Raw genomic sequence first — 20544 nt, forward strand, 5'->3', positions numbered from 1 at the left:
GCCGCCACCGCTCGCTCGACGACGGGTCAGAACTCGATCCGCGCGCCCAGCTCGACGACGCGATCGGGGGGCACGCCGAAGAAATCACTGGCCGAGCTGGCGTTCCACGACATGAAATTGAAGAGCCGCTTGCGCCAACGCCACATGGGGGCCGGCCCGTCGGGCAGCCAGTACGCGCGGCCCAGGTAGAACGTGGTGTCCACCGGCCGGGCGAGCATGCCGTGCTCGCAGCAACGGGTCACCACCCAGCGGACATCGGGGCGCTCCATGAAGCCGTAGCGGGCCTCCACCCGCCAGAAACCGGCGCCGAGCGGACGGCTCGACACGCGATGCCGCGCGTCGACCTCCGGCACCGTCTCGGTGACGATCGACACCAAAATCACCTCCTCGTGCAGCACCTTGTTGTAGCGGAAGTGGTGCACGAGGCTCGGCGGGGCGCCCTCCACCGTCGGGGTCAGGAAGACCGCGGTGCCGGGCACGCGCGGAGGCCGGGTCTCCTCCACCGCGGCGAGGAACGTCTCGAGCGGCATCGAGCGCCGGGCCAGCGTCGTCATGACGAGCTCGGTGCCGCGATGCCAGGTGGTCATGATCACGATGACCGCGGTCGCCACCGCCAGCGGCACCCATCCCCCGCCCGCGATCTTGCCGACGTTGGCCCCGAGGAACGCCAGGTCCACGACGAGGAACGCGACGGTCAGGGCCCCCGCCGACCACGGGGACCACCGCCAGCGGTAGCGCGCGATCGCGAAGAACAGCACGCTGGTGATGGCCATGGTTCCGGTGACCGCGACGCCGTAGGCGCCGGCGAGCGCCGCCGAGGAGCGGAAGCCCAGCACGAGGGCCAGGCAGCCCACCATCAGCGCCGAGTTGACGGCGGGCAGGTAGATCTGCCCGAACTCGGAGCGCGAGGTGTGGATGACCGTCATGCGCGGCAGGTAGCGCAGACGGATGCCTTGCTGGGTGAGCGAGAACACGCCCGAGATGAGGGCCTGCGAGGCCACGATCGTGGCCGCGGTGGCGAGGGCCACCAGCGGATAGAGGAGGACCCGCGGGGCCAGGAGATAGAACGGGTTCGCGATCGCCTCGGGCCGCGCGAGCACGAGCGCGCCCTGGCCGAAGTAGTTGAGCAGCAGCGCGGGCAACCCGAGACCGAACCACGCGAGCTGGATCGGCCGCCGCCCGAAGTGCCCGAGATCGGCGTAGAGCGCCTCGGCGCCGGTGACGGTGAGCACCACCCCGCCCAGCACGAGGAACGAGGCGCCGCGATGCTCCCAGAAGAGCCGCGCCCCGTGCCACGGATTGAGCGCGGCCAGGATCGCGGGCTGGCGGACGATCTCGACCGCGCCGAGCGCGCCGATGGTCACGAACCACAGCAGCATGATCGGCCCGAACACGCCGCCCACGCGGGCGGTGCCGTGGCGCTGGAACCGGAAGAGCAGGAACAGCACCACGAGCGTCGCGGGCAGCACGACGTGCGCGATGCCGGGGGCCGCGATCTCGATCCCCTCGGTCGCGCTCAGCACCGAGATGGCGGGCGTGATGATGCCGTCGCCGTAGAGCAGCGCCGCCCCGAAGAGCCCGAGCCCGACGAAGAAGCCGCGGCGCCTCATCCACGGAAGCATGGCGAGCAGGGCCATGGTGCCGCCTTCGCCGTTGTTGTCGAGCCGGATGATCACGAGGAGGTACTTCACGCTGACGATCAGGATCAGCGACCACGCGATCAGCGAGAGCACGCCGAAGACCGCCTCCGGGGTGGCGTCCAGGCCGTAGGTGGGCTTGAAGCACTCGCGGAACGCGTAGAGCGGGCTGGTGCCGATGTCGCCGTAGACGACGCCGAGCGCGGTGAGGGCGAGCGCGGCGAGGCGCCCGCCGCGGGGCAGCTCGGTCGACGGGCCACCGGGGCGACGCGCGGTTTCCGCCGCGCCGATCACGCGGGAGACCGGCTCAGGCGATCGCTTGCTCGAGGCGACGCGCGATCTCCTGCTTGGGCTGCACCCCCACGAGCCGATCGACCTCGCGGCCGTCCTTGAGAACGAGCAGGGTGGGGATCGAGCGCAGGTTGAACCGTGCGGCGGTCCGGGGATTGTCGTCCACGTTGAGCTTCACCACCCGCACGCGGCCGGCCAGCTCGGTCGCGAGCTGCTCGATCACCGGCGCGATCATGTGGCACGGCCCGCACCACGGCGCCCACGCGTCCACCAGCACCGGCAGGGGCGAGCGCTCCACGTCCTGGCCGAAACTGGCGTCGGTGACCGGCTGCGGCTTGCCCACCGGCAGCGGCTCCCGGCACTTGCCGCAGACCGGCTCGAGCCGCGCGCGGAGCCGGTCCGTGGGGACGCGATTGGTCGCGCCGCACGCGGGACACTCGACCATCACCACGTCAGCCATCGTCGCTCTCCTGGCGTATCATGTCTCACTCCCGACTCGATCATGCCCGATCTGAGCCCTCTTCTCGAGCACTGGCGCTACCCGGCGATCTTCCTCGTGGTCATCCTCGGCAACGTGGGGCTGCCGGTCCCCGAGGAGAGCGTGCTCGCCCTCGCCGGCTTCCTCGCCGCGCGGGGCCTGCTGCACCTGCCCGGGGTACTGGCGGTCGGCGCCCTCGCCGCGATCGTCGGCGACAACCTCGGCTACTGGGCCGGCCGCCGCTACGGTCCTGAGGCGCTCGCGCGCTACGGCCGCTACGTGTGGATCACGCCGGGCCGGCTCGCGAAGGCCTCGGCCGCGATGACCCGTCACGGCGGCCTCGCGGTGTTCGCGGCCCGCTTCGTGCCGGGGGTGCGCTCCCTGGCCGGGCCGGTGGCGGGCGCGACCGGGATGCGTCCGCTCACCTTCGTGGTCAGCAACGCGCTCGGGGCGGTCGCCTACGTGCCGTACGCGGTCGGACTGGGCTACGCGCTCGGCTACGGCGCGGGGACCGCGATCGAGCGCGTCCTCGGGCGCGCGGAGCCGGTCTTCGTCGCGGCCATCGTCGTCGTGACGGTCGCCCTCATCGCCTGTCGGCTGGTCCGGCACCGCGCCGCAGCCCGACCGCTCTAGCTCGACTTCGGAAACTTCACCGCGAGCACGTCCACCGTCTCGATCACCGGCGGGCGCGCGAACAGCTCGTCGGCCTTGGCGGCGAGCGCCTTGGCCACCCCGCCCGAGAGGTGCGCCCTCCGGCCGGCCTCGTCCGGGAAGGCGTCGAAGACGCCGAACGTGGTCGGCCCCAGCCGAATCGCGAACCACGTCAGCGTCGCGGGCTCCGCTTCGACCACCGCAAGGCCTCCCCGCAGGAAGGCGTCGACGTCGTTCTCCTTGCCGGGCTTGGCCTCCAGGCGCACCAGCAGGCCGACCTTGACCATGGTCCCTCCTCCGCCGGCACGGACACCGGCTCTCGTCGTCTGGAGGGAATGGTACTCCCGCGCCGCCATCGAGCAAGCCGGCGCAGGCCGCGCCGGGCTAGGACGTGCGGCGGGTCAGTGGGCCGACGAGATCGGCCATCGACGGCGGCGTGGTCGCGTCCTTGTAGACGGCCAGACGCCGATAGATCTCGGCGGCGGCCTCGTGGAAGTCGCCGGGCAGGCCGGCGGCCTCGAAGGCGGCGGTGATCTCCTCCATCTCGCCCACGAAGCGCCAGGCCTTTCGCGCGTTGTCGCGGGCCGCGGCCTCGGAGCGCTTCGGCAGATCCGGCTGCGACCGGTGCCACTCGGCGAGCAGCGCGTCGTCCACTCCCTCGGCGGCCGCAAGCGCGCGCACGCCGATCAGCAGCGCGGAGACGCCCTTGGTGTAGGCGGCGTACGCCATCTTCAGGGCGGAGGCGGCGCCGGGCGCGTCGCTCAGCGCGATCGCCTCGAGCCGGGTGCCGTCGAAGAGCGCGGACGCGCGCTTGGCCTCGCGGCCGGAGAGATACAGGCGTGTCGTGCCCGCGGCGCGGGGCGGCGGCCCGATGAGCCCGCCGTCGACGAAGACGGCGCCGCCGGCCTCCACCGTTCCGCCGATCTCGCGCGCGGTCGACGGTGACACCGCGTTGGCGTCGACGAACAGGCCGGAGAAGCGCAGGGCCGCGACCGCCCGCGCCAGATCGAGCGCGGCGTGCGGCGGGCACACCGAGACGACGACGTCGCTGCCCGCGACGACCGCGGCGAGCCGCGCCGCGTCCTCGAGGCCGGCGGCGGCGGCGCGGTCGCGGGTGCCCGCGCTCCGTCCCTCGGAGGCCCAGAGCACGCGGGAGCCGCCGGCCACCGCGCAGGCGCCGACCACGCTGCCCATGTCACCCGGATGCAGAAGCCCGATCGTCGCCATGTGGTCTCCTCGCGGTGTGTTGCCTAGTCGTCCTCTCCGGCCAGATGCGCGAAGCGGCCCGACGAGCGCCGCAGCGGCGGGGAAGGCAGGATCTCTTCGGGACCGTGGATGGCCTTGATCTGGATCTCGCGGGCCACATCGCCCAGCAGCACCCCGATCAGTCCCAGCATCGCCAGCAGCGGCGAGAACAGCAGCGCGAGCAGCAGCCACGCGAAGAAGCCCTGCACCCCGCGGGTCGCTCCACCGACCGCCCCTACGAAGATCGCGCCCACGATCCAGCCCATCGCGAACAGCACCAGCCAGGGATATGCGACCAGCATCATGGCCACCTCACGTGCTCCACGGACGGAATGGTACCGCAGAGTGTGGCCGCTGCGAAGGAGGTCCCGGGATGCGGCGGGCGGGGCGGCGCGGGCGGCGAGCGGTCAGCGAGCGGAGGGCGACGACGTCAGGACCGGCGAGTCGTCCAGCGGCTGGACCTCGGCGTCGGCCATCAAGAACATCGCGAGGAGGAAGAAGGTGACGAGGATGCCGAGGCCGATGGAAGCGCGCTTCATGCGGGGGCGGTCTCCGGGCGCAGAGCCTGCACGATGCGGCGCAGCTCGCGCGGATTGATGGGCTTCTCGAGCAGGCGCGCCGCTCCGTGTCGGAGGGCTTCGGCCTGCGTGTCCGGCGGGCATTCGGCCGCGATCAGGACGAGGGGCAGCGCGGGATTCAGCTCGCGCACGAGCCGCACCAGTCCCCAGCCGTTCTCGGCGATGCCATGGGCGGGCGGCAGGTCCAGGTCGATCACCGCGACGTCGAACTCGCCGTCCTGCATCTTCGCGAGCGCCTCCACGATGCCTTCGGCGGTCTCGACGACGAGGCTGCCGCCGCGAAGCGCGGCCCCCAGACCCTCGCGGCTGCCGCCGTACGGGTCGACGAGCAGGAGATGAGCGCGCCCGTGCTCCGCCTCGCCGTTGAAGCCGATCATCGCCATGGAGTTCGCTCCGAATCGTCGTGTAGGCAACCGAAGTGCCACTCGATCCGGCGCCGTCGACCCCCGCGTCCACGCGTGGCATTCCGCCACGTTAGGCGAAATCGCGCAGCGGGCCGGCCGGCGACGCCGCGTCACGTTTCTGACACCTGTCGTGTAAGCGTTACATGGAAACGGGTAATTTTTTCTTAACGACGCGCACTTGGAAGACACGAGGCGAGCGGCGCCGGGAGGCGGGGCATGCGAATCTCAGATATCATTCCGAGCGAGAGGAGACGAGAGACATGCGAGTGCTGCTCGTGCACCCGAGCCCGCTGATGTATTCGGAGCTGTATCTTCGCCTGGAGCCGCTGGGCCTCGAGCGGGTGGCCTCGGCGATCCGCGCCGCCGGCCACGAGGTACGGCTGCTCGACCTGCAGGTTTTTCAGCACGCCGACTACTGGCGCGAGCTCGCCGCGTTCGCGCCGCGGGCCATCGGCTTCTCGGTGAATTATCTGGCCAATGTGCCGGAGGTGATCGACCTCGCCAAAGCGACCAGGGCGAAGCGGCCCGACGCGTTCATCATGGTGGGCGGCCACAGCGCGTCGTTCGTGGCGCACGAGTTCCTCGAGCACGCCGAGGGCGCCATCGATTGCATCGTGCGCGGCGAGGGCGAGGTGATCGCCCCGCGCGTCCTCGAGGCCATCGGCGACCCGAAGCTCGACACCCTGCCGGGCGTGGTGACCATGACCGGACAGGGGCCGAGCCCGACCCTGCTCGATGATCTCGATCTGCACCCGCCCGCGCGGGACCTCGGACGAAAGCGCCACAAGTACTTCATCGGCGTGCTCGACCCGTGCGCCTCGGTCGAGTTCACCCGCGGCTGCCCGTGGGACTGCTCGTTCTGCAGCGCGTGGACGTTCTACGGGCGCAGCTATCGCAAGGGCTCGCCCGAGAAGGCGGGCGAGGAGCTGGCCCGCATCCGCGAGCCCAACGTGTTCATCGTGGACGACGTGGCCTTCATCCACGCCGAGCACGGCTTCGCGATCGGGCGCGAGATCGAGCGGCGACGCGTCCGCAAGCAGTACTACCTCGAGACCCGCTGCGACGTGCTGATCAAGAACCAGGAGCTGTTCGCCTTCTGGAAGAAGCTCGGGCTCTTCTACATGTTCCTCGGCATCGAGGCCCTCGACGAGGCCGCGCTGAAGGCACACCGCAAGCGGGTCACCCTCAACGAGAACCTGCGCGCGCTGGAGATCGCGCGCTCCCTCGGCCTCACCGTCGCGATCAACATCATCGCGGATCCGAGCTGGGACGAGGCGCGCTTCGCGGCGGTGCGCGAGTGGGCGCTCGGCGTGCCCGAGGTGGTGCATCTCACGGTGGCCACGCCCTATCCCGGCACCGAGCTCTGGCTCACCGAGTCGCGGCAGCTCACCTCGCGCGACTATCGCCTCTTCGACGTGCAGCACGCGGTGCTGCCCACGAAGCTGCCGCTCAGGCGCTTCTACGAGGAGCTGGTGAACACCCAGGCGATCCTCAACCGCAAGCATCTCGGCTGGGGCGCCCTGCGCCTCTACGGCCTCCCCGCCCTGCGGGCGGCCTCCCGCGGGCAGACCAACTACCTCCGGATGCTGTGGAAGTTCAGCACGGTCTACAACACCGAGCGGCAGTACGCCGATCACCAGCGGCCGGTGCGCTACGAGATGCGCCCGCCGCGGCCGCCGGCCCGGAGCAAGCCCAGCAAGCAGGAGCTGTACATCCACATGCCCGCGCCGGTCCACTAACCCCCTTTCCGGGTTTCGCATGGGTAGACGGATCGTGTAACACTTACACGGCCCGTGTAATTTGTATAAACGTCGCGGCGACCCGGTGCTGGCCGGACGCGGCCGCCCCTCCGCTTCCGCCCGCCAAGTAGGGGAGAGACCACGCCAAACGCCCCGCGCGACGGCGACCGCGGGCTCTGGCTTGGTTGTTGCCTCAAGGAGCCCGTTCGCATTCGTGAATAGGCTGGTCAACGCTCACAAAGGAGGCGGGGGCATATGCGACAGGTGATGAAGCTGGGCGTCCTGCTGCCGGCGGCGGTCCTGCTGGTGTCGGGCTGCGCCACGAAGGACTGGGTCCGCGAGCAGTTCACCAGGAGCGACGCCGCGGCGGATCAGCGCTTCACGAAGGTCGAGGGTCAGGTCGAGGGCGTGAGCACCGAGGTCAAGGGTGTGACCACCCAGGTGAAGAGCCTCGAGGGTTCCGTGGCCGACGCGCGCAACCGCGCCGACGCCGCCATGACCAAGGCGGAGGGCGTCGACAGCCGGCTGACCCGGCTGTGGAGCAACCGCTACAACCAGAAGACGGCCGATACCCTCGAGGTCTACTTCGGCTTCGACAAGGCCGAGCTGACCGACGGAGCGCAGACCGCCCTGCTGGGCGTGGTCAAGGAGCTGCAGGGCAACCCCACGCTGATCGTGGAGCTGGGTGGCTACACCGATCCGAAGGGCACCGTGGATTACAACTACGGGCTGAGCCAGCGCCGGGTCGAGGCGGTACGTCGCTTCCTGGTCGAGAAGGGCGTCTCGCTGACGCGCGTGCACGCGGTGGGCCTCGGGCCCATCACCGCGAAGGAGACCCCGGACGAGAAGAAGCGCCGGGTGACCGTCAAGATGCTGGTGGACCAGGACTAGACACCCGCCTCCCTTCCTCTCCCCGCCGGGGAGAGAGCCGGTGACGGGCTGTTTCGGGGGAGGGACTCACGTCCCTCCCCCGCTTCATTTCTTCTCCGACGTCGCCGCTTCCGGCGCGGCCATGGCGGTCTCGGGGATGCGCTCGAGCTCGCTCAGGAGCAGACCGGCCCACCGATAGATGTTGTGCTCGCGCACGCCCTGGCGCATGCGGGCCATGCGGGCCCGCCGCTCCTCCACCGGCATCGCCACCGCGGTGCGGATCGCCTCCGCCATCCCGTCGATGTCGTAGGGGTTCACCAGGATCGCGTCGCGCAGCTCGGACGAGGCGCCGGTGAACTGGCTCAGGATGAGGGCGCCGTCCTCGTCGTCGCGCACCGAGATGAACTCCTTGGCGACGAGGTTCATGCCGTCGTGCAGCGACGTCACCATGCAGAAGTCGGCGTGCCGGTAGAAGGGCCAGATGTCGCGATGCTCGTGGTGGCGCTTGAGGTAGAGGATCGGCTTCCAGCGGTTGGTCTGGTAGGCGCTGTTGACCTCCTGCACCGCCGCGTCCACCTCGGCCTCCAGCGCCTGGTAGCGGGGGATGGTGCTGCGGCTCGGCGCGGCGAGCTGCACGAACACCACCCGCTCGCGATATTCCGGGAAGCGCTCGAAGAAGCGGCCGAGGGCCCGGAAGCGCTCGGGCAGGCCCTTGGTGTAGTCGAGCCGCTCCACCCCGACGCCCAGGAACTCGGCCGGGGTGTCCAGGCTCTGGAGCAGCGCCTGTCGCGAGATGGTGGGCGGATTGTCCACGAAGCCGGGGGCCACGCTGATCGGGAACGGCTTCACCGACGTCACGTGCTGGCCGCGGGTCACCGAGAAGCGCTCCCAGTCGATGCGGGCCTCGATCGCACGATCCACCGTGTCGAGGAAGTTGTTGCAGTAGTACTGGGTGTGGAACCCGATGAGGTCGGCGCCCAGCATGCCGAGCAGCAGCTCGTCCTGCCACGGGCAGATGCTGAAGGCCTCGAAGTTCGGCCACGGGATATGCCAGAAGATCGCGGTCCGCGCGTCCGGGCGCTCCCGCTTGATGAGCGCGGGCAGCAGCGCGAAGTGATAGTCCTGGATCAGCACCATCGGCGACTCGGTGCCCGCGATCTCCTCCAGCACCGCGCTGGCGAACTTCTCGTTGACGATTCGATACTGCGCCCAGTCCTCCGGACGGAACAGCGGGCGGTTGTGCACGATGTGGCAGAGGGGCCACAGGCCCTCGTTGGAGAAGCCGTAGTAGTAGCCCGCGTCCTCCTCCGGCGTGAGCCACACGCGCCGGAGCGTGTACCGCGGGTCGTCCGGCGGCAGCCGGAGGCGGCCGCGCGCGTCGGCGGTATCGCGGTCGGCATCGCCGCTGGCCTGCGCCACCCACACGCCGCCGCACGCCCGCATGACCGGATCCATCGCGGTCACGAGCCCGCTCGCCGGGGTGACCACCTGGATCGCCCCCTCCTTCCAGACGTGGCTCAGCGGCTCGCGGTTGGACACCACCACGAGCACCCGCTCGCCCAGCCGCATCTTGGCGAACTGCTTGAGCCGCTCCTCGGTCCAGAGCGTCTGGCCGATGAGACGCAGCGCGGCCTCCTCCTCGGCGGCGGCCCGGGCCCGCTGAAGATTCTTGGCCAGTACCGAGACCTCGCGGGCGATCGGCCCGAAGAGGCTCTCGTCGGGCAGCTCGGGGGGATCGATGGCGTGGCCGCGCCGCACCGCCTTGGTCCAGCGCGCCATCTTGGCCAGCGGCTGGGTCAGGCTCATGCGCACCACCAGCAGGGCGATCAGGGCCAGGACCACCGCCAGCACCAGGAAGCGAACCGCGTTGAAGCGCCAGCGCTCCCACTCCGAGCTCTTGAGATCGGAGGCGTCGAGGAACACGGCCAGCGCGCCGGCGGCCCGGTCCTCGCGGATGATCGGATCCGCGTAGACGTAGAGCGTCTTGCCCTCCATCTGGCGGAACCCGGTCTGCACCACGCCCGAGGTGAGAGCCCAGGTGACCTCGGGCGGCGGATTCTCCAGGATCTTGGCCACGTCGGGCGTCGCCACGATCAGCGAGGCCACGCGATCGTAGACCGCGAGTCCCTGATCGGGCTTGCTGAACTTCTTGATCAGCCGGTCCACCTGCGCTTTCGATCCGCCGCGGGCCAGTGCCGGCTCGAGCACCTCCTTGAGTCCCTCGCTGAGGAGCGCGGCCCGGCGGTCCAGCTCCGCGGTGAGCCGCTGCTTCTCCTCCACGACCTGCAGGTACGCGAAGATACCGATGACCACCAGCGAGGCGAGCCAGAGCGCGGCGACGAGCCGGAGCTGAAACCTCACGCGCGCCTCTCGGTCCCGCTGGCGAGCGCGGTCAGCACCTGCTGCACCTCGGAGACGTCCTCAAGCCGGAAGGCCGCCTTCGACGCGGGCACCAGGTCACCGACCCGGATGGTCAGCGCGCGGCTGCCGAGCACCTCGAAGGCGTGCTCGTCGGTCCAGTCGTCACCCAGGTAGAGCCAGAGCACCCGGCCGGCCAAGGTCGAGCCCACGCGCTCTTCGATCCACTCCGCGCACTCGCCCTTCGTCCACGCCACCTGGGGCAGCACCTCGATCACCTTCGTGCCGTGGAAGATCTTGAGCCGGCTCCCCTGCTCGCGGATCGCCCGGGCCAGCTCGATCTCCACGCGGCGAATCTCGTCGGGGGCCACGTGGCGATAGTGCACCGCCACCGCGAGGCCCTTGGTCTCCACCCGCATCCCGTTGACGGCGGGTGCCCGGCGCACGAGCGTCTCGCCCACCGCGCCGACCATCGCCTGCTGGGCCACCGCGTCGGGATGGCAGAACGCCAGCTCGGGCCCTGCGATCTCGAGCCCGTGGCAGCCCGCGTAGATCACCTCCGGGATGTCGATCCGCGCGCGCAGGTCCTCGAGCCCTCGACCGGAGATCACGGCGACGCAGCCGCGCGGCGACCGGGCGAGGCGCACCAGCTGCTCGCGCATCTCCTCCGAGAGGACCGCATCGGCGGGATCGTCCACGATGGGGGTGAGAGTCCCGTCGTAGTCGGTCATGAGCAGCACGCTGCCCCCGCCGGACAGCCACTCGTCGACGGTGGTCAAGATGTGGGCAAGATCGCTCATGCCGCGCGCTCCGCCGCCGGGGGCGGCGCGGTCGGCCCTGAGACGGCTTGCGCGCTCGGTATCGGTATCGCGCATGGTTCGTGAAAGGACAGCCGGGCCGGGCAGGCAGACGTCAGCATAGCGAGCGAACGCGGACGGGTCAAGATTTGGCGCCGCCTCAGGCCCGCGGGTACGGATCGCCGGTGCGCGAGAGCGCCCTCAGGGCCGCGTCGGTGGCCTGCTGGGTCGAGCCCGCGCGGCCCCACTCCGGGCCGTAGGCGTAGTAGTGCGAGTAGCCGCCCTCGTCCAGGCGCGCGAGCATCGAGTCGCCGGTCTCCTGGATCAGGAGCAGCACGCGCTCGGCGGGGCACGCGGTGGTCACGCAGCCGGTGACCGCGACGTAGTTCTGGCCACCCACGCGCACGCCGCGCGGCGAGGCCACACGCCCGAAGTAGGCCTGGGCGCCGCGCTGGATCTTGCCGGTGCCCGGAGCCCAGTCGGCGCCGAAGAGCGTGCGGATCCGGTCGCGAAGCTGCGGGTTGCTCACGACCTCGCCACCGGTGCGGCCGAACCGCGTCTCGCGCGGACCGGATTCGAGCACGCCCGCCATCGGCGCGGGCGGCCTGGCCTCCGGCGGCTCGATGGTGCAGCCCGAAACCAGAAGGCCGAGGGTGCACCCGAACAACAGCCCTGCGCTTCGCATGGCGACCTCCTGGCGTGCGATAAAGTCCGCGGCAAAAATCGCAACCCTTGTGCCACGGGGGCGGCCGCCTGAAAGTTCGCGACTCGCAACACGTCAGATCCGCTCGGGAAGCGCGTGTCTCCGACCGAGTCGGTAATCCTTACCCGGCGTGGCAATCGTTACACGTTTCAGCGCGGGGTCTTCGAGAGCTCGTCGGCGAGCAGGTATGCCTTGTCGGCGAGCGTGAAGGCCCGCTGCATGTCACGGGTCGAGAGCGCCTCACGCGCCTTGCTGAGGAAGCTCTGGATGGTCAGGTAGTTCTCCTGCTGCTCGCGGGCCAGCCGTGACGGGTCGATGCGCTGCACGAGCTTCTCGGTCCCCTCGATGCGTCGCTCGGCCTGCGACTTCATCCGCTGCTCCTCCTCGACGCTGGCCTGCGGTGCCAGCACCGGCAGCGGAGTGGCCGGCTCCTTCGGGATCGCCGCGGTCCGGGGCGGCGGCGAAGGCGGCGCCACCGGCGGAGGCGGTGCCGGGGCGACCGGCGGAGGCGGCGCCGGGCTCACCACCTTCGGCGCCGGCGCCACCGGCTCCTTCACCAGATCGGGCGGCGCCGGCTTCGGCGCCGGCGCCTCCCCGACCACCGCCGCGGTGCGTGGCGGTGACGCCGAGGGCGCGGGCACGAACAGATCGGTGGCGGCCACACAGCCGCCGAGCGGCAGAGTCAGCCAGACGAGCCAGATCGGGCGGCGCATGCGGGTCAGCGTACCGGCAGGCGCACGATCAGCGCGGTGCCGCGGCCGGGCTGCGACTTGGCTTCCACCGTCCCGTCGTGCAGCTGCACGATCCGGTACACGATGGACAGCCCGATACCGCTGCCCCCCGGCTTGCTCGTGTAGTAGAGCTTGAAGATCTTGTCCAGGTCCTCCGGGGCGATGCCCACGCCCTGGTCGGTCACCACCACGCGCACCCAGTCGGCGCCCTCGGGCCGGGTGCGGATGCGCACCGCCCCGCCCTGCGGCATCGCCTGCTCGGCGTTCTGCAGGATATTGATGAAGGCCTGGCGCACCAGCTCCTCGTCGGCGCTGACCAGCGGCAGCGCGGCGTCGAGCTCGAACACGAAGCGCACGCCGTGGCTCTGGCTCTCGGCTTCCAGCAGGGCGCCCACGCTCTGCAGCATGCCGTTGAGATCGACCGGCTTCAGGGTCAGCTCCTGGGGGCGCATGAAGCGCAGGAAGCCCTGCACCACCCGGTCGAGTCGGCGGATCTCTCCGCCGATCACGTCGAGGCTCTGGTGGACGTCGGGCGTCGCGTCCTCCAGCTGCTCCTTCAGCAGCTCGACGTGGATCATCATCGCGTTCAGCGGGTTCTTGACCTCGTGGGCCACGCCCGAGGTCAGACGGCCGAGGGCGGCCAGCTTGGCCGAGTAGCTCACGAGGGACTGCACCGTCTTCACCGACTCCAGGTCCTTCAGGAGAATGGCGACGCCCATCACCCGGTGGGCGTCCTCCATGTGGAACGCGGAGACCAGGAACTCCTTGTCGCGCCCCGCCTGCGGCAGCACCACCGTCGCGTTGCGGATGCCCGGGGCGCCGGCCAGCACGTGGTCCACGAACGGCAGCATCGGATGGGCGGCATCCAGCACCTCGTGGATGGGCAGGCCCACCGTCTGCTCCAGCGACAGGCCGACCACCGTCTCGGCCGCGCGATTGAAGAACAGGATGTGCCGCTCCGGATTCAGGAAGATGACGCCGTCCTCGAGCTGGTCGACCATGCCCTGCAGGTGAGCCTTCTCGCTGAGGCTCGAGATGCGGTCGGCCTGCAGCTCGTGCCCGAGGCGCGAGAGCTGGGCGGACAGCTCCTGGAACTCGTCGCCGCCGACGGTCACCGGCGTCGCCTCCGGCGGCTCGCCGCGCCGGATGCGATCGACCTGGCCCACGATCGCGCGGATGGGCCGCACCGTGAGCTGGGCCAGCACGAGCGCGGCCAGCCAGGCCAGCGGCAGGGCCACCGCGGCCACCGTGAGGCTCTGGCGGAGCGAGGCGGTGACCTCGCGGCGCAGGAGCGTGGTGGAGACGCCGAGCCGGATCGATCCGAACAGCCGGTCATTCAGCGTCATCGGCAGGACCGTCTCGTACGTGCGGCCCGCGTTGTAGAGCGCGGAGAAGCGGCTCAGGGTGTCGACCTTCAGCAGCCCTTCCAGGTTCGGGCGCTCCGGCTCGGGGTCGCCCTCCTTCTGACGCTCGGTGTGGAGCACCACGACCCCGTTGGAATCGGAGATCAGCGCGTAGAGGAGGTGCGGCGAGTACCCCACGCTGGCGTCGAGGAAGCTGCGCAGCTCGGGATCCTGACGCAGGGCCTCGAGCGGATCGGCGCCCGGGCTGCGATGCAGCGCGCGGCCGCTCTGCGCGTAGATCTGCTTGGCGATCAGCTCGGCCTGCTTCACCGCCTCCTGCACCACCACCCGGCTCACCTGCGACAGGTGGATCGCGGTGGCGGTGGCGACCACCAGCATGGTGAGGAGGCTCAGAACCAGCGCCTCCCGTCCCCGTACTCCCAGCCGCATGCTAGCTGCCGTAGGCCTTGAGCTTGTTGTGCAGGGTCTTTAGGCTGATGCCGAGCACGTCGGCGGCCCGGGTCTTGTTGTTGGCGTTGGCCGCGAGGGTCTTCAAGATCAGGGCCTTCTCGGCATCGTCGAGGCTCGTGCCCACGCGGAACGACACCGAGTCGGGCCCGTCCGCCGACTCGGTGGAGCGCAGCGCCGGCGCCGGCGGCATGTGGCGGGGCAGGATCGTGTCGCCGTCGCAGACGATGATCGCCCGCTCCAGGGTGTTGCGCAGCTCGCGCACGTTCCCCGGCCACCCCTGGGCGATGAGCCCGTTCAGCACGCTCTCGTCCACCGAGCGGATGCGCTTGTCGTAGCGGGCGTTGAACTCCTCGATGAAGGCCTGCACCAGCGCCGGGATGTCGTCGCGTCGCTCGCGCAGCGGCGGCAGGGCGAGGCTCACCACGTTCAGACGATAGTACAGGTCCTCGCGGAACGTCCCTTCCTGGATGGCCTTGACCGGATCCTTGTTGGTCGCGGCGAGCACCCGCACGTCCACCTTGATCTCGGTCTTGCCGCCGAGCCGCCGCACGGTGCCGTCCTGGAGGATGCGCAGGAACTTGGCCTGGGTGCCCGGGTTCATCTCGGCGATCTCGTCGAGGAAGATCGTGCCCTCGTGGGCCAGCTCGAAGCAGCCGGGCCGCCGCTCGAGCGCGCCGGTGAAGGCACCCTTCTCGTGTCCGAAGATCTCGCTCTCCAGCAGCGTTTCCGGGATGGCCGCGCAGTTCACCGCCACGAACGGGCCCTTGGCCCGCGGGGACAGCTCGTGCAGCGTGCGCGCCACCAGCTCCTTGCCGGTGCCGCTCTCGCCGCTGATCAGCACCGCGGCGGGCGTGGGCGCGGCGACCTCGATGAGACGATAGACCTCCTGCATGCCGTGGCTGGTGCCGACCAGCCGGCCCATGCCCCAGACCTGGCTGAGCTTCCGGCGCAGCAGCGCGACGTCACGCAGCGCCTCGCCCCGCTCCGCCGCCTTGGGGATGAGCACCCGCAGCCGCGCCACGTCCACCGGCTTGGTGAGGTAGTCGTAGGCGCCCTCGCGCATCGCGGTGACCGCGGTGTCGATCGAGCCCTGGCCGGTCAGCAGGATCACCGAGGCGAACGGCACGTCGGTCTTGAGCGCGCGCAGCAGGTCGAGGCCGTCCATCTTGGGCATGACCAGATCGGAGAGCACCACCGACGGCAGCCCCGCCGCCGCCTTGGCGAGGGCCTCCTGGCCGTCGGCGGCCTCGTCGACGTCGTAGCCCCAGCGGCCGAGGAGCGCGGTCAGCCCCTGGCGGGCCGGCTCCTCGTCGTCGACGATCAGGATCTTGAGCGGCATCGCATCAGGCGCCCGACTAGTGCTCGGGCAGCGCGCTCCGCAGGGCGGGATACCAGCGGGTCAGCGGGGAGTCGTCCACCAGGATCGTCTCGTCGCGGACCGGGCCGGTGGAGACCAGCGAGAAGCTGACCCCGACCAGGTCGGCCAGGCGCTCGACGTACTCCCGCGCCTTGGACGGCAGCTCCGCGTAGCTCCGCATGCCGTGCGTGCTGCTCTGCCAGCCCGAGAGCTCCTCGTACACCGGCTCGGCCTCGTGCCAGATCCGCTCCTCCTCCGGGAAGTCGGTCAGGATCTCACCCCCGTAGCGGTAGCCCACGCAGACGCGCACCGTCTCGCAGGCGTCGAGCACGTCCAGCTTGGTGAGCGCGATGGTGTCGAGCCCGTTGATGCGCGCCGCGTAGCGCAGCGCGACCGCGTCGGCCCAGCCGCAGCGGCGCGGCCGGCCGGTGACCGCGCCATACTCGTTGCCCCGCGCCCGGAGCACGTCGGCCATCTCCCCGTGCACCTCGGTCATGAAGGGCCCGCCGCCCACTCGCGTGCAGTAGGCCTTGGAGATGCCGAGCACGCCGTGGATCTTGGTGGGCGGGATCCCGGTGCCGGTGGAGGCGCCGCCCGACGTGGTGCTGGACGAGGTGATGAACGGATAGGTGCCGTGGTCGATGTCGAGCATCGTGCCCTGCGCGCCCTCGAACAGCACCGAGCGGCCCGCCTCGATCCAGCGGTGCAGGAGCAGCGCGGTGTCGGTGACGTAGGGGGCCAGCCACCCCGCGTAACGCAGGTAGGTCGCCAGGATGCCCTCGACCGTGAAGGTCTGCTCGTCGTAGATCTCCCGCAGCAGTCGGTTCTTCTGCTGGATGTTGAACTCGAGCTTCTCACGGAAGAGCCGCTCGTCCAGCAGATCCGCCATCCGGATGCCGATGCGCGCCGTCTTGTCCGCGTAGGCGGGGCCCACGCCCTTGCCGGTGGTGCCGATGCGCCGCTTGCCGGCCTGCGACTCCGAGGCCCGATCGAGCGCCGGGTGGTAGGGCATGATCAGGTGCGCGTTCTTGGAGATATAGAGGTTGCCGTCCAGGGAGACGCCGCGCTGGACCAGCGACTCCATCTCCTCGATCAGCGAGGAGGGGTCGATCACCACGCCGCAGCCGATCACGCAGCGCACGCCCGGATGCAGGATGCCGGAGGGGATGGACTGCAGCACGAACTTCTCCCGCCCCACCACCACCGTGTGGCCCGCGTTGTTGCCGCCCTGATAGCGGACGACCACGCCCACGTGAGGCGCCAGCACGTCCACGATCTTGCCCTTGCCCTCGTCGCCCCACTGGGCGCCCACCACCACGATGTTAGGCATGAGTGCCTCCGCCTCCGAGACCCGGGAACGGCTCCCGCGGGTCGGCGAGCAGCTCGCCGAGACCCACCGTCCGCTCCGCCGCGTCCCCGCCTGCCTGTAGATCGATCACCCGGATCTGGTCCGGGTCGGCACCGGGCCCGCCGATGACCAGCGCCCAGTGTGCGCGCTGACCCTGCGCGTACGCCAGCGACTCGGCCAGGGGCCGGCTGATGATGTCGCGCGCCACCGCGGCCCCCGCGTCGCGCAGCCGCCGGGACACGGTCAGGGCGCGCGTCTTGTCCGGCGTGAAATCGATCACGAAGAACTCCGGGCCGGACAGCCGCGGCTCCGATCCCTGCGACTCCATGGCCAGGAGGGCGCGGCTCGTCTCGAAGGCGAAGCCGGTCGCCGGGCAATCGTAGCCGAAGCGAGCGAGCATCTGGTCGTAGCGGCCGCCCCCCACCAGGGGGGCGCCGAGCCCCGAGACGTACGCCTCGAAGTGTACGCCCGAGTAGTAGTCGAAGCCGCGAACCTCGCCCAGGTCGAGCAGCACCGAGTCCGCGAGGCCGTAGGTCCGCAGGAGCCGGTAGATCTCGGCCAGGTTGGCGAGCGCGGCCTCCGACCGAGCGTTCTTGACCAGGCGCTCCGCGCGGTCGAGCACGTCCCCGCGCCCGTAGAGGGTGGGCAGCGCCAGCAGCAGCTCGCCGACCGCGGCGGGCGCGTGCAGCTCGCCCACCAGCCGCTCCAGCGCGGAGAGATCCTTGTGGCCGAGGGCCGATCGCAGCTCGCGCGAGGTGTCGGGGTCGGCCCCGACGTCCTCGAGGATGCCGCGGAAGAACTCGGTCTGGCCCACGTCGATCTGGAACCGCTCGAGCCCCAATACCTGGAGCCCCTCGGCGGTCATCGCGATCATCTCGGCGTCGCCTTCCGGGTTGGGCAGCCCGATCAGCTCGACGCCGGCCTGGTAGAACTCGCGATAGCGGCCGACGTGCGGCTCGTCGTAGCGAAACACGTTGGTGACGTAGTGCAGGCGCAGCGGCTTCGGCTCGTCGCGCATGCGCGTCGCCACGATGCGCGCGATCTGCGGGGTGACGTCGGCGCGCAGGGCGAGCAGCCACCCGCTCTCGCGGTCCACCATCTTGAACATGCGCTCCTGCAGCTCGCCGTCGGTGCCGGGGGAGAGCACGTCGAAGTATTCGTAGGCGCTGGTCACCACCTCGCGATAGCCCCAGCGGCGGAACACGTCGAACAGCCGCTCCTCCACCGCCCGCTTGCGGGCGGCCTCGTCGGGCAGATAGATCTTGGCCCCCTTGGGCAGCTGAGTCGGTTGACCCTTGCGCGGCACGCTCACCTCGAGACCTCAGGCCACCGCGATGTCGGCCAGATGGACCAGCGAGTTCATCCGGTGAAGGGTGGTCCAGTCGTCGCGGAATTCCAGCTCGGAGATGCCGGCGGACGAGATGTGGAGCGACCAGAGCCGGTCGGGCCCGAGACCGAGCGCCTCCAGGATCAGCACGCGGCTGGTGATGCCGTGGGACACCAGGCAGATCGTCTGGCCCTGGTGGGCGGCCCGGAGCCGCTCGAGCCCGGCGAGAGCCCGCGCGCGGACCTGATCGAGCGTCTCGGCCCCGGGCCAGCGGGCGGCCTGCGGCGTCTCGGCCCACGCGGACAGCGCGTCGGGAAAGCGCGTGGTCACCTCGTCGCGGGTGAGCCCGACCCATTCGCCGAAGTCCATCTCGGTGAACGCCTCCTCCACCTGCACCGCGAGCCCGTGCGGCGCGGCGATGCGCGTCGCGGTCTCGCGGGCGCGGGAGAGCGGGCTCGACCAGACCGCGGCCAGCGGCGTGGCCGCGAGCAGGCGCGCGGCCGAGTCGGCCTGCCCGCGGCCGGCGTCCGACAGCGGGACGTCGTGCCGGCCCTGGAAGCGGCGCTCCCGGTTCCAGTCGGTCTCGGCGTGACGAAGCAGCAGGACGCGCATGCCGCTCAGCGCTCGCCGAGGGCCTTCTGGACCGCGCGCACCCCGGCGCCCAGATCGACGGGGTGCCCCAGCTCCTGCAGCACCTGCTCGAGGGCGGCGAGGGCGGTGATCACGTCGAAGTCCGCGACGTAGCCCATGTGGCCGAGACGGAAGACCCGCCCTTTCATCTCCCCCTGCCCGCCCGCGATGGTGATGTTGTGCGAGGTCGAGTAGGTCGAGAGCACCGCCTCGCTGTCCATCCCGCGCGGCGCCACCACCGCGGTCAGCGCGGGGCTGGGCGTGGCCTTCGCGAACAGCTCGAGGCCGAGGGCCTCCACCCCGCCGCGCGTCGCCCGGGCCAGCCGCTCGTGACGGCGGAACACGCCGGGCAGCGTCTCGGTCTCGATCATCTTCAGCACTTCGCGCAGCCCCACGAAGATGGAGACCGCGGGCGTGAAGCGGCACTCGTTGCGGGCCACGAACTTCCGCTCGGTGGCGATGTCGAAGTAGTACTTGGGCAGCCGGGACGCCTTCGCGTGGCCCCACGCCTTCTCGGACAGCGCGCAGAAGGAGAGACCCGGCGGCAGCATCAGCCCCTTCTGGGACCCGGCCACCACCACGTCCACGCCCCACTCGTCCATGCGCAGGTCGGCGATGCCGAGGCTCGACACCGCGTCCACCACCAGGATGGCCCCGGTGTCGCGAGTGACCGCCGCGATGCCTCGGACATCGTGGAGGACACCGGTCGACGACTCGCTGTGCTGCATCAGGACCGCCTTGGCCTCCGGATGCGCGCGCAGCGCCTGCTCGAAGGCCTCCGCGGGCACCGTGTGGCCGAACGGCGCGTCCAGCGGGATCACCGTGATGCCGTAGGTGCGGCAGATCTCGTCCCAGCGCTCGCCGAACTTGCCGGCCCGCAGCACCAGGGCGGTGTCCCCCGCGGACAGGGTATTGACCACCGCCGCCTCGAGCGCGCCGGTGCCCGACGCGGTGAACGGGATCACGTCCTGGCTCGTCTGGAAGAGTCGCTTGAGCCCGGCGCGGACCTCGATGAACAGCGCCTCGTACTCCGGCGTCCGATGGTGGATCATCGGCCGGGCCATCGCCAGCAGGACGTTCGACGGCACGGGGGTGGGACCCGGCGCCATCAGGTAGTACTTCTTCATTGCAGGCTCCTTGTGCCTCAGGTTGACCCGAACACGGTAGCAGAACCCCGCGATACGTTGCAATCAACTCACCCCCGGAATGCCGCGTACCATTGCGGCGTGACCTCCGGCGGGACGGCGGCAATCCGGCTCGTGACGGGGGCGCTCACGGTGCCGGACCGGCGTCGTGATCGTGGTCGGGGTCGGCTTCTTCTTCGATCTCCGATTGCCGGGGCTCGGCCGCGGCCTGCCGGTGAGCGCCCTGTCCGCGCACCTGCTGACATGGGCGCGCCTGGGCTTCGGCGTGGTGCTGCCAACCGGCTTCATGATGTTCGCGGCCCACGCCACCGAGCTCGCGAGCAATCCCGCCTTCCGCCTGATCCTGATCGCGGCCGCCGTGCTCGAGGCCTCCGCCTTCCAGCAGTGGCCGTTCAAGTCGGTGGGGCGATGGGACGTGGCGCCGGCCACTCCCGCGTAGGG

The 20544-nt window shown here is 70.6% G+C and carries 21 protein-coding genes; 4 read left to right on the top strand and 17 right to left on the bottom strand.

Going from position 1 to position 20544, the window contains the following annotated elements; all coding sequences use genetic code 11:
- Positions 1-26: 26 nt before the first annotated feature.
- Together VKN16_14050 and trxC are read right to left on the bottom strand one after the other, a co-directional pair.
- Entirely contained in the window at positions 27-1880 is a 1854-nt protein-coding gene (locus tag VKN16_14050) for a potassium transporter Kup (GenBank protein ID HME95324.1), read from the bottom strand.
- 64 nt (positions 1881-1944) lie between these two features.
- A complete protein-coding gene (gene trxC, locus VKN16_14055) occupies positions 1945-2388 on the bottom strand; it encodes a thioredoxin TrxC (protein HME95325.1) in 444 nt (147 codons plus the stop codon).
- Between the two features lie 42 nt (positions 2389-2430).
- Between trxC and VKN16_14060 the strand changes: the two genes are divergently transcribed.
- Positions 2431-3039 carry a DedA family protein gene (locus tag VKN16_14060; GenBank protein HME95326.1) on the top strand — a complete coding sequence of 203 codons (609 nt, stop codon included), beginning with the start codon at positions 2431-2433 and terminating at the stop codon, positions 3037-3039.
- On the opposite strand, the gene VKN16_14065 is transcribed toward VKN16_14060, so the two are convergent.
- The 5 genes from VKN16_14065 to VKN16_14085 all read right to left on the bottom strand — a co-directional run bounded on the left by VKN16_14065 (position 3036) and on the right by VKN16_14085 (position 5263).
- On the bottom strand, positions 3036-3344 hold the full coding sequence (locus VKN16_14065; protein ID HME95327.1) for an antibiotic biosynthesis monooxygenase: 309 nt from the start codon (positions 3342-3344) through the stop codon (positions 3036-3038). The two genes, VKN16_14060 and VKN16_14065, sit on opposite strands and share 4 nt — an antisense overlap.
- A gap of 97 nt (positions 3345-3441) precedes the next feature.
- Entirely contained in the window at positions 3442-4284 is an 843-nt protein-coding gene (locus VKN16_14070; protein ID HME95328.1) for a DUF1932 domain-containing protein, read from the bottom strand.
- A gap of 23 nt (positions 4285-4307) precedes the next feature.
- Positions 4308-4607: a hypothetical protein gene (locus VKN16_14075; GenBank protein ID HME95329.1), complete on the bottom strand. Its 300-nt coding sequence runs from the start codon at positions 4605-4607 to the stop codon at positions 4308-4310.
- Positions 4608-4709: 102 nt separating this feature from the next.
- Positions 4710-4841, bottom strand: a complete 132-nt coding sequence (locus VKN16_14080) for a hypothetical protein (GenBank protein HME95330.1) — start codon at positions 4839-4841, stop codon at positions 4710-4712.
- A complete protein-coding gene (locus tag VKN16_14085; protein ID HME95331.1) occupies positions 4838-5263 on the bottom strand; it encodes a response regulator in 426 nt (141 codons plus the stop codon). The genes VKN16_14080 and VKN16_14085 overlap by 4 nt, the downstream gene beginning before the upstream one ends.
- Before the next feature lie 281 nt (positions 5264-5544).
- On the opposite strand from VKN16_14085, the gene hpnR reads away from it, so the two are divergent.
- Both hpnR and VKN16_14095 read left to right on the top strand, forming a co-directional pair.
- Entirely contained in the window at positions 5545-7023 is a 1479-nt protein-coding gene (gene hpnR, locus VKN16_14090; protein ID HME95332.1) for a hopanoid C-3 methylase HpnR, read from the top strand.
- 255 nt (positions 7024-7278) lie between these two features.
- On the top strand, positions 7279-7914 hold the full coding sequence (locus tag VKN16_14095) for an OmpA family protein (protein HME95333.1): 636 nt from the start codon (positions 7279-7281) through the stop codon (positions 7912-7914).
- 84 nt (positions 7915-7998) lie between these two features.
- Here VKN16_14095 and VKN16_14100 read toward each other — a convergent pair whose 3' ends face one another.
- From VKN16_14100 to VKN16_14145, 10 genes are all read right to left on the bottom strand, one after another.
- Positions 7999-10254 (bottom strand): trehalose-6-phosphate synthase, encoded by a 2256-nt coding sequence (locus VKN16_14100; GenBank protein ID HME95334.1) that lies wholly within the window; start codon positions 10252-10254, stop codon positions 7999-8001.
- Positions 10251-11051, bottom strand: a complete 801-nt coding sequence (otsB, locus tag VKN16_14105; protein HME95335.1) for a trehalose-phosphatase — start codon at positions 11049-11051, stop codon at positions 10251-10253. The genes VKN16_14100 and otsB overlap by 4 nt, the downstream gene beginning before the upstream one ends.
- Positions 11052-11208: 157 nt before the next feature.
- Complete coding sequence (locus VKN16_14110; protein HME95336.1) at positions 11209-11733, bottom strand: hypothetical protein; 525 nt, start codon at positions 11731-11733, stop codon at positions 11209-11211.
- A gap of 167 nt (positions 11734-11900) precedes the next feature.
- Positions 11901-12464, bottom strand: coding sequence for a hypothetical protein (locus tag VKN16_14115; GenBank protein ID HME95337.1), 564 nt, complete (start codon positions 12462-12464; stop codon positions 11901-11903).
- Positions 12465-12469: 5 nt separating this feature from the next.
- The gene (locus tag VKN16_14120) at positions 12470-14275 is read right to left on the bottom strand and encodes an ATP-binding protein (protein ID HME95338.1); all 1806 of its coding nucleotides are present in this window, start codon (positions 14273-14275) and stop codon (positions 12470-12472) included.
- Between the two features lies 1 nt (position 14276).
- Entirely contained in the window at positions 14277-15635 is a 1359-nt protein-coding gene (locus VKN16_14125) for a sigma-54 dependent transcriptional regulator (protein HME95339.1), read from the bottom strand.
- A 16-nt stretch (positions 15636-15651) separates the two neighbouring features.
- The gene (locus VKN16_14130) at positions 15652-16983 is read right to left on the bottom strand and encodes an adenylosuccinate synthase (protein ID HME95340.1); all 1332 of its coding nucleotides are present in this window, start codon (positions 16981-16983) and stop codon (positions 15652-15654) included.
- On the bottom strand, positions 16976-18313 hold the full coding sequence (gene hisZ / locus VKN16_14135) for an ATP phosphoribosyltransferase regulatory subunit (GenBank protein ID HME95341.1): 1338 nt from the start codon (positions 18311-18313) through the stop codon (positions 16976-16978). Before hisZ ends, VKN16_14130 begins: the two co-directional genes overlap by 8 nt.
- Before the next feature lie 9 nt (positions 18314-18322).
- A complete protein-coding gene (locus tag VKN16_14140) occupies positions 18323-18940 on the bottom strand; it encodes a histidine phosphatase family protein (GenBank protein ID HME95342.1) in 618 nt (205 codons plus the stop codon).
- A gap of 5 nt (positions 18941-18945) precedes the next feature.
- Complete coding sequence (locus tag VKN16_14145) at positions 18946-20085, bottom strand: alanine--glyoxylate aminotransferase family protein (protein HME95343.1); 1140 nt, start codon at positions 20083-20085, stop codon at positions 18946-18948.
- 166 nt (positions 20086-20251) lie between these two features.
- Here VKN16_14145 and VKN16_14150 point away from each other — a divergent pair, with 166 nt between their 5' ends.
- Positions 20252-20542 carry a hypothetical protein gene (locus tag VKN16_14150; GenBank protein ID HME95344.1) on the top strand — a complete coding sequence of 97 codons (291 nt, stop codon included), beginning with the start codon at positions 20252-20254 and terminating at the stop codon, positions 20540-20542.
- Positions 20543-20544 lie beyond the last annotated feature (2 nt).

The sequence above is a fragment of the Candidatus Methylomirabilota bacterium genome, from assembly GCA_035315345.1.
Lineage (GTDB): Bacteria > Methylomirabilota > Methylomirabilia > Rokubacteriales > CSP1-6 > CAMLFJ01.

Bases quoted from the DNA above. Each gene is read 5' to 3' on its own strand.
- trxC (HME95325.1), bottom strand. From the start codon at position 2,388: ATGGCTGACGTGGTGATGGTCGAGTGTCCCGCGTGCGGCGCGACCAAT.
- VKN16_14060 (HME95326.1), top strand. From the start codon at position 2,431: ATGCCCGATCTGAGCCCTCTTCTCGAGCACTGGCGCTACCCGGCGATC.
- VKN16_14065 (HME95327.1), bottom strand. From the start codon at position 3,344: ATGGTCAAGGTCGGCCTGCTGGTGCGCCTGGAGGCCAAGCCCGGCAAG.
- VKN16_14070 (HME95328.1), bottom strand. From the start codon at position 4,284: ATGGCGACGATCGGGCTTCTGCATCCGGGTGACATGGGCAGCGTGGTC.
- VKN16_14075 (HME95329.1), bottom strand. From the start codon at position 4,607: ATGATGCTGGTCGCATATCCCTGGCTGGTGCTGTTCGCGATGGGCTGG.
- VKN16_14080 (HME95330.1), bottom strand. From the start codon at position 4,841: ATGAAGCGCGCTTCCATCGGCCTCGGCATCCTCGTCACCTTCTTCCTC.
- VKN16_14085 (HME95331.1), bottom strand. From the start codon at position 5,263: ATGGCGATGATCGGCTTCAACGGCGAGGCGGAGCACGGGCGCGCTCAT.
- hpnR (HME95332.1), top strand. From the start codon at position 5,545: ATGCGAGTGCTGCTCGTGCACCCGAGCCCGCTGATGTATTCGGAGCTG.
- VKN16_14095 (HME95333.1), top strand. From the start codon at position 7,279: ATGCGACAGGTGATGAAGCTGGGCGTCCTGCTGCCGGCGGCGGTCCTG.
- otsB (HME95335.1), bottom strand. From the start codon at position 11,051: ATGAGCGATCTTGCCCACATCTTGACCACCGTCGACGAGTGGCTGTCC.
- VKN16_14110 (HME95336.1), bottom strand. From the start codon at position 11,733: ATGCGAAGCGCAGGGCTGTTGTTCGGGTGCACCCTCGGCCTTCTGGTT.
- VKN16_14115 (HME95337.1), bottom strand. From the start codon at position 12,464: ATGCGCCGCCCGATCTGGCTCGTCTGGCTGACTCTGCCGCTCGGCGGC.
- VKN16_14120 (HME95338.1), bottom strand. From the start codon at position 14,275: ATGCGGCTGGGAGTACGGGGACGGGAGGCGCTGGTTCTGAGCCTCCTC.
- VKN16_14125 (HME95339.1), bottom strand. From the start codon at position 15,635: ATGCCGCTCAAGATCCTGATCGTCGACGACGAGGAGCCGGCCCGCCAG.
- VKN16_14130 (HME95340.1), bottom strand. From the start codon at position 16,983: ATGCCTAACATCGTGGTGGTGGGCGCCCAGTGGGGCGACGAGGGCAAG.
- VKN16_14140 (HME95342.1), bottom strand. From the start codon at position 18,940: ATGCGCGTCCTGCTGCTTCGTCACGCCGAGACCGACTGGAACCGGGAG.
- VKN16_14145 (HME95343.1), bottom strand. From the start codon at position 20,085: ATGAAGAAGTACTACCTGATGGCGCCGGGTCCCACCCCCGTGCCGTCG.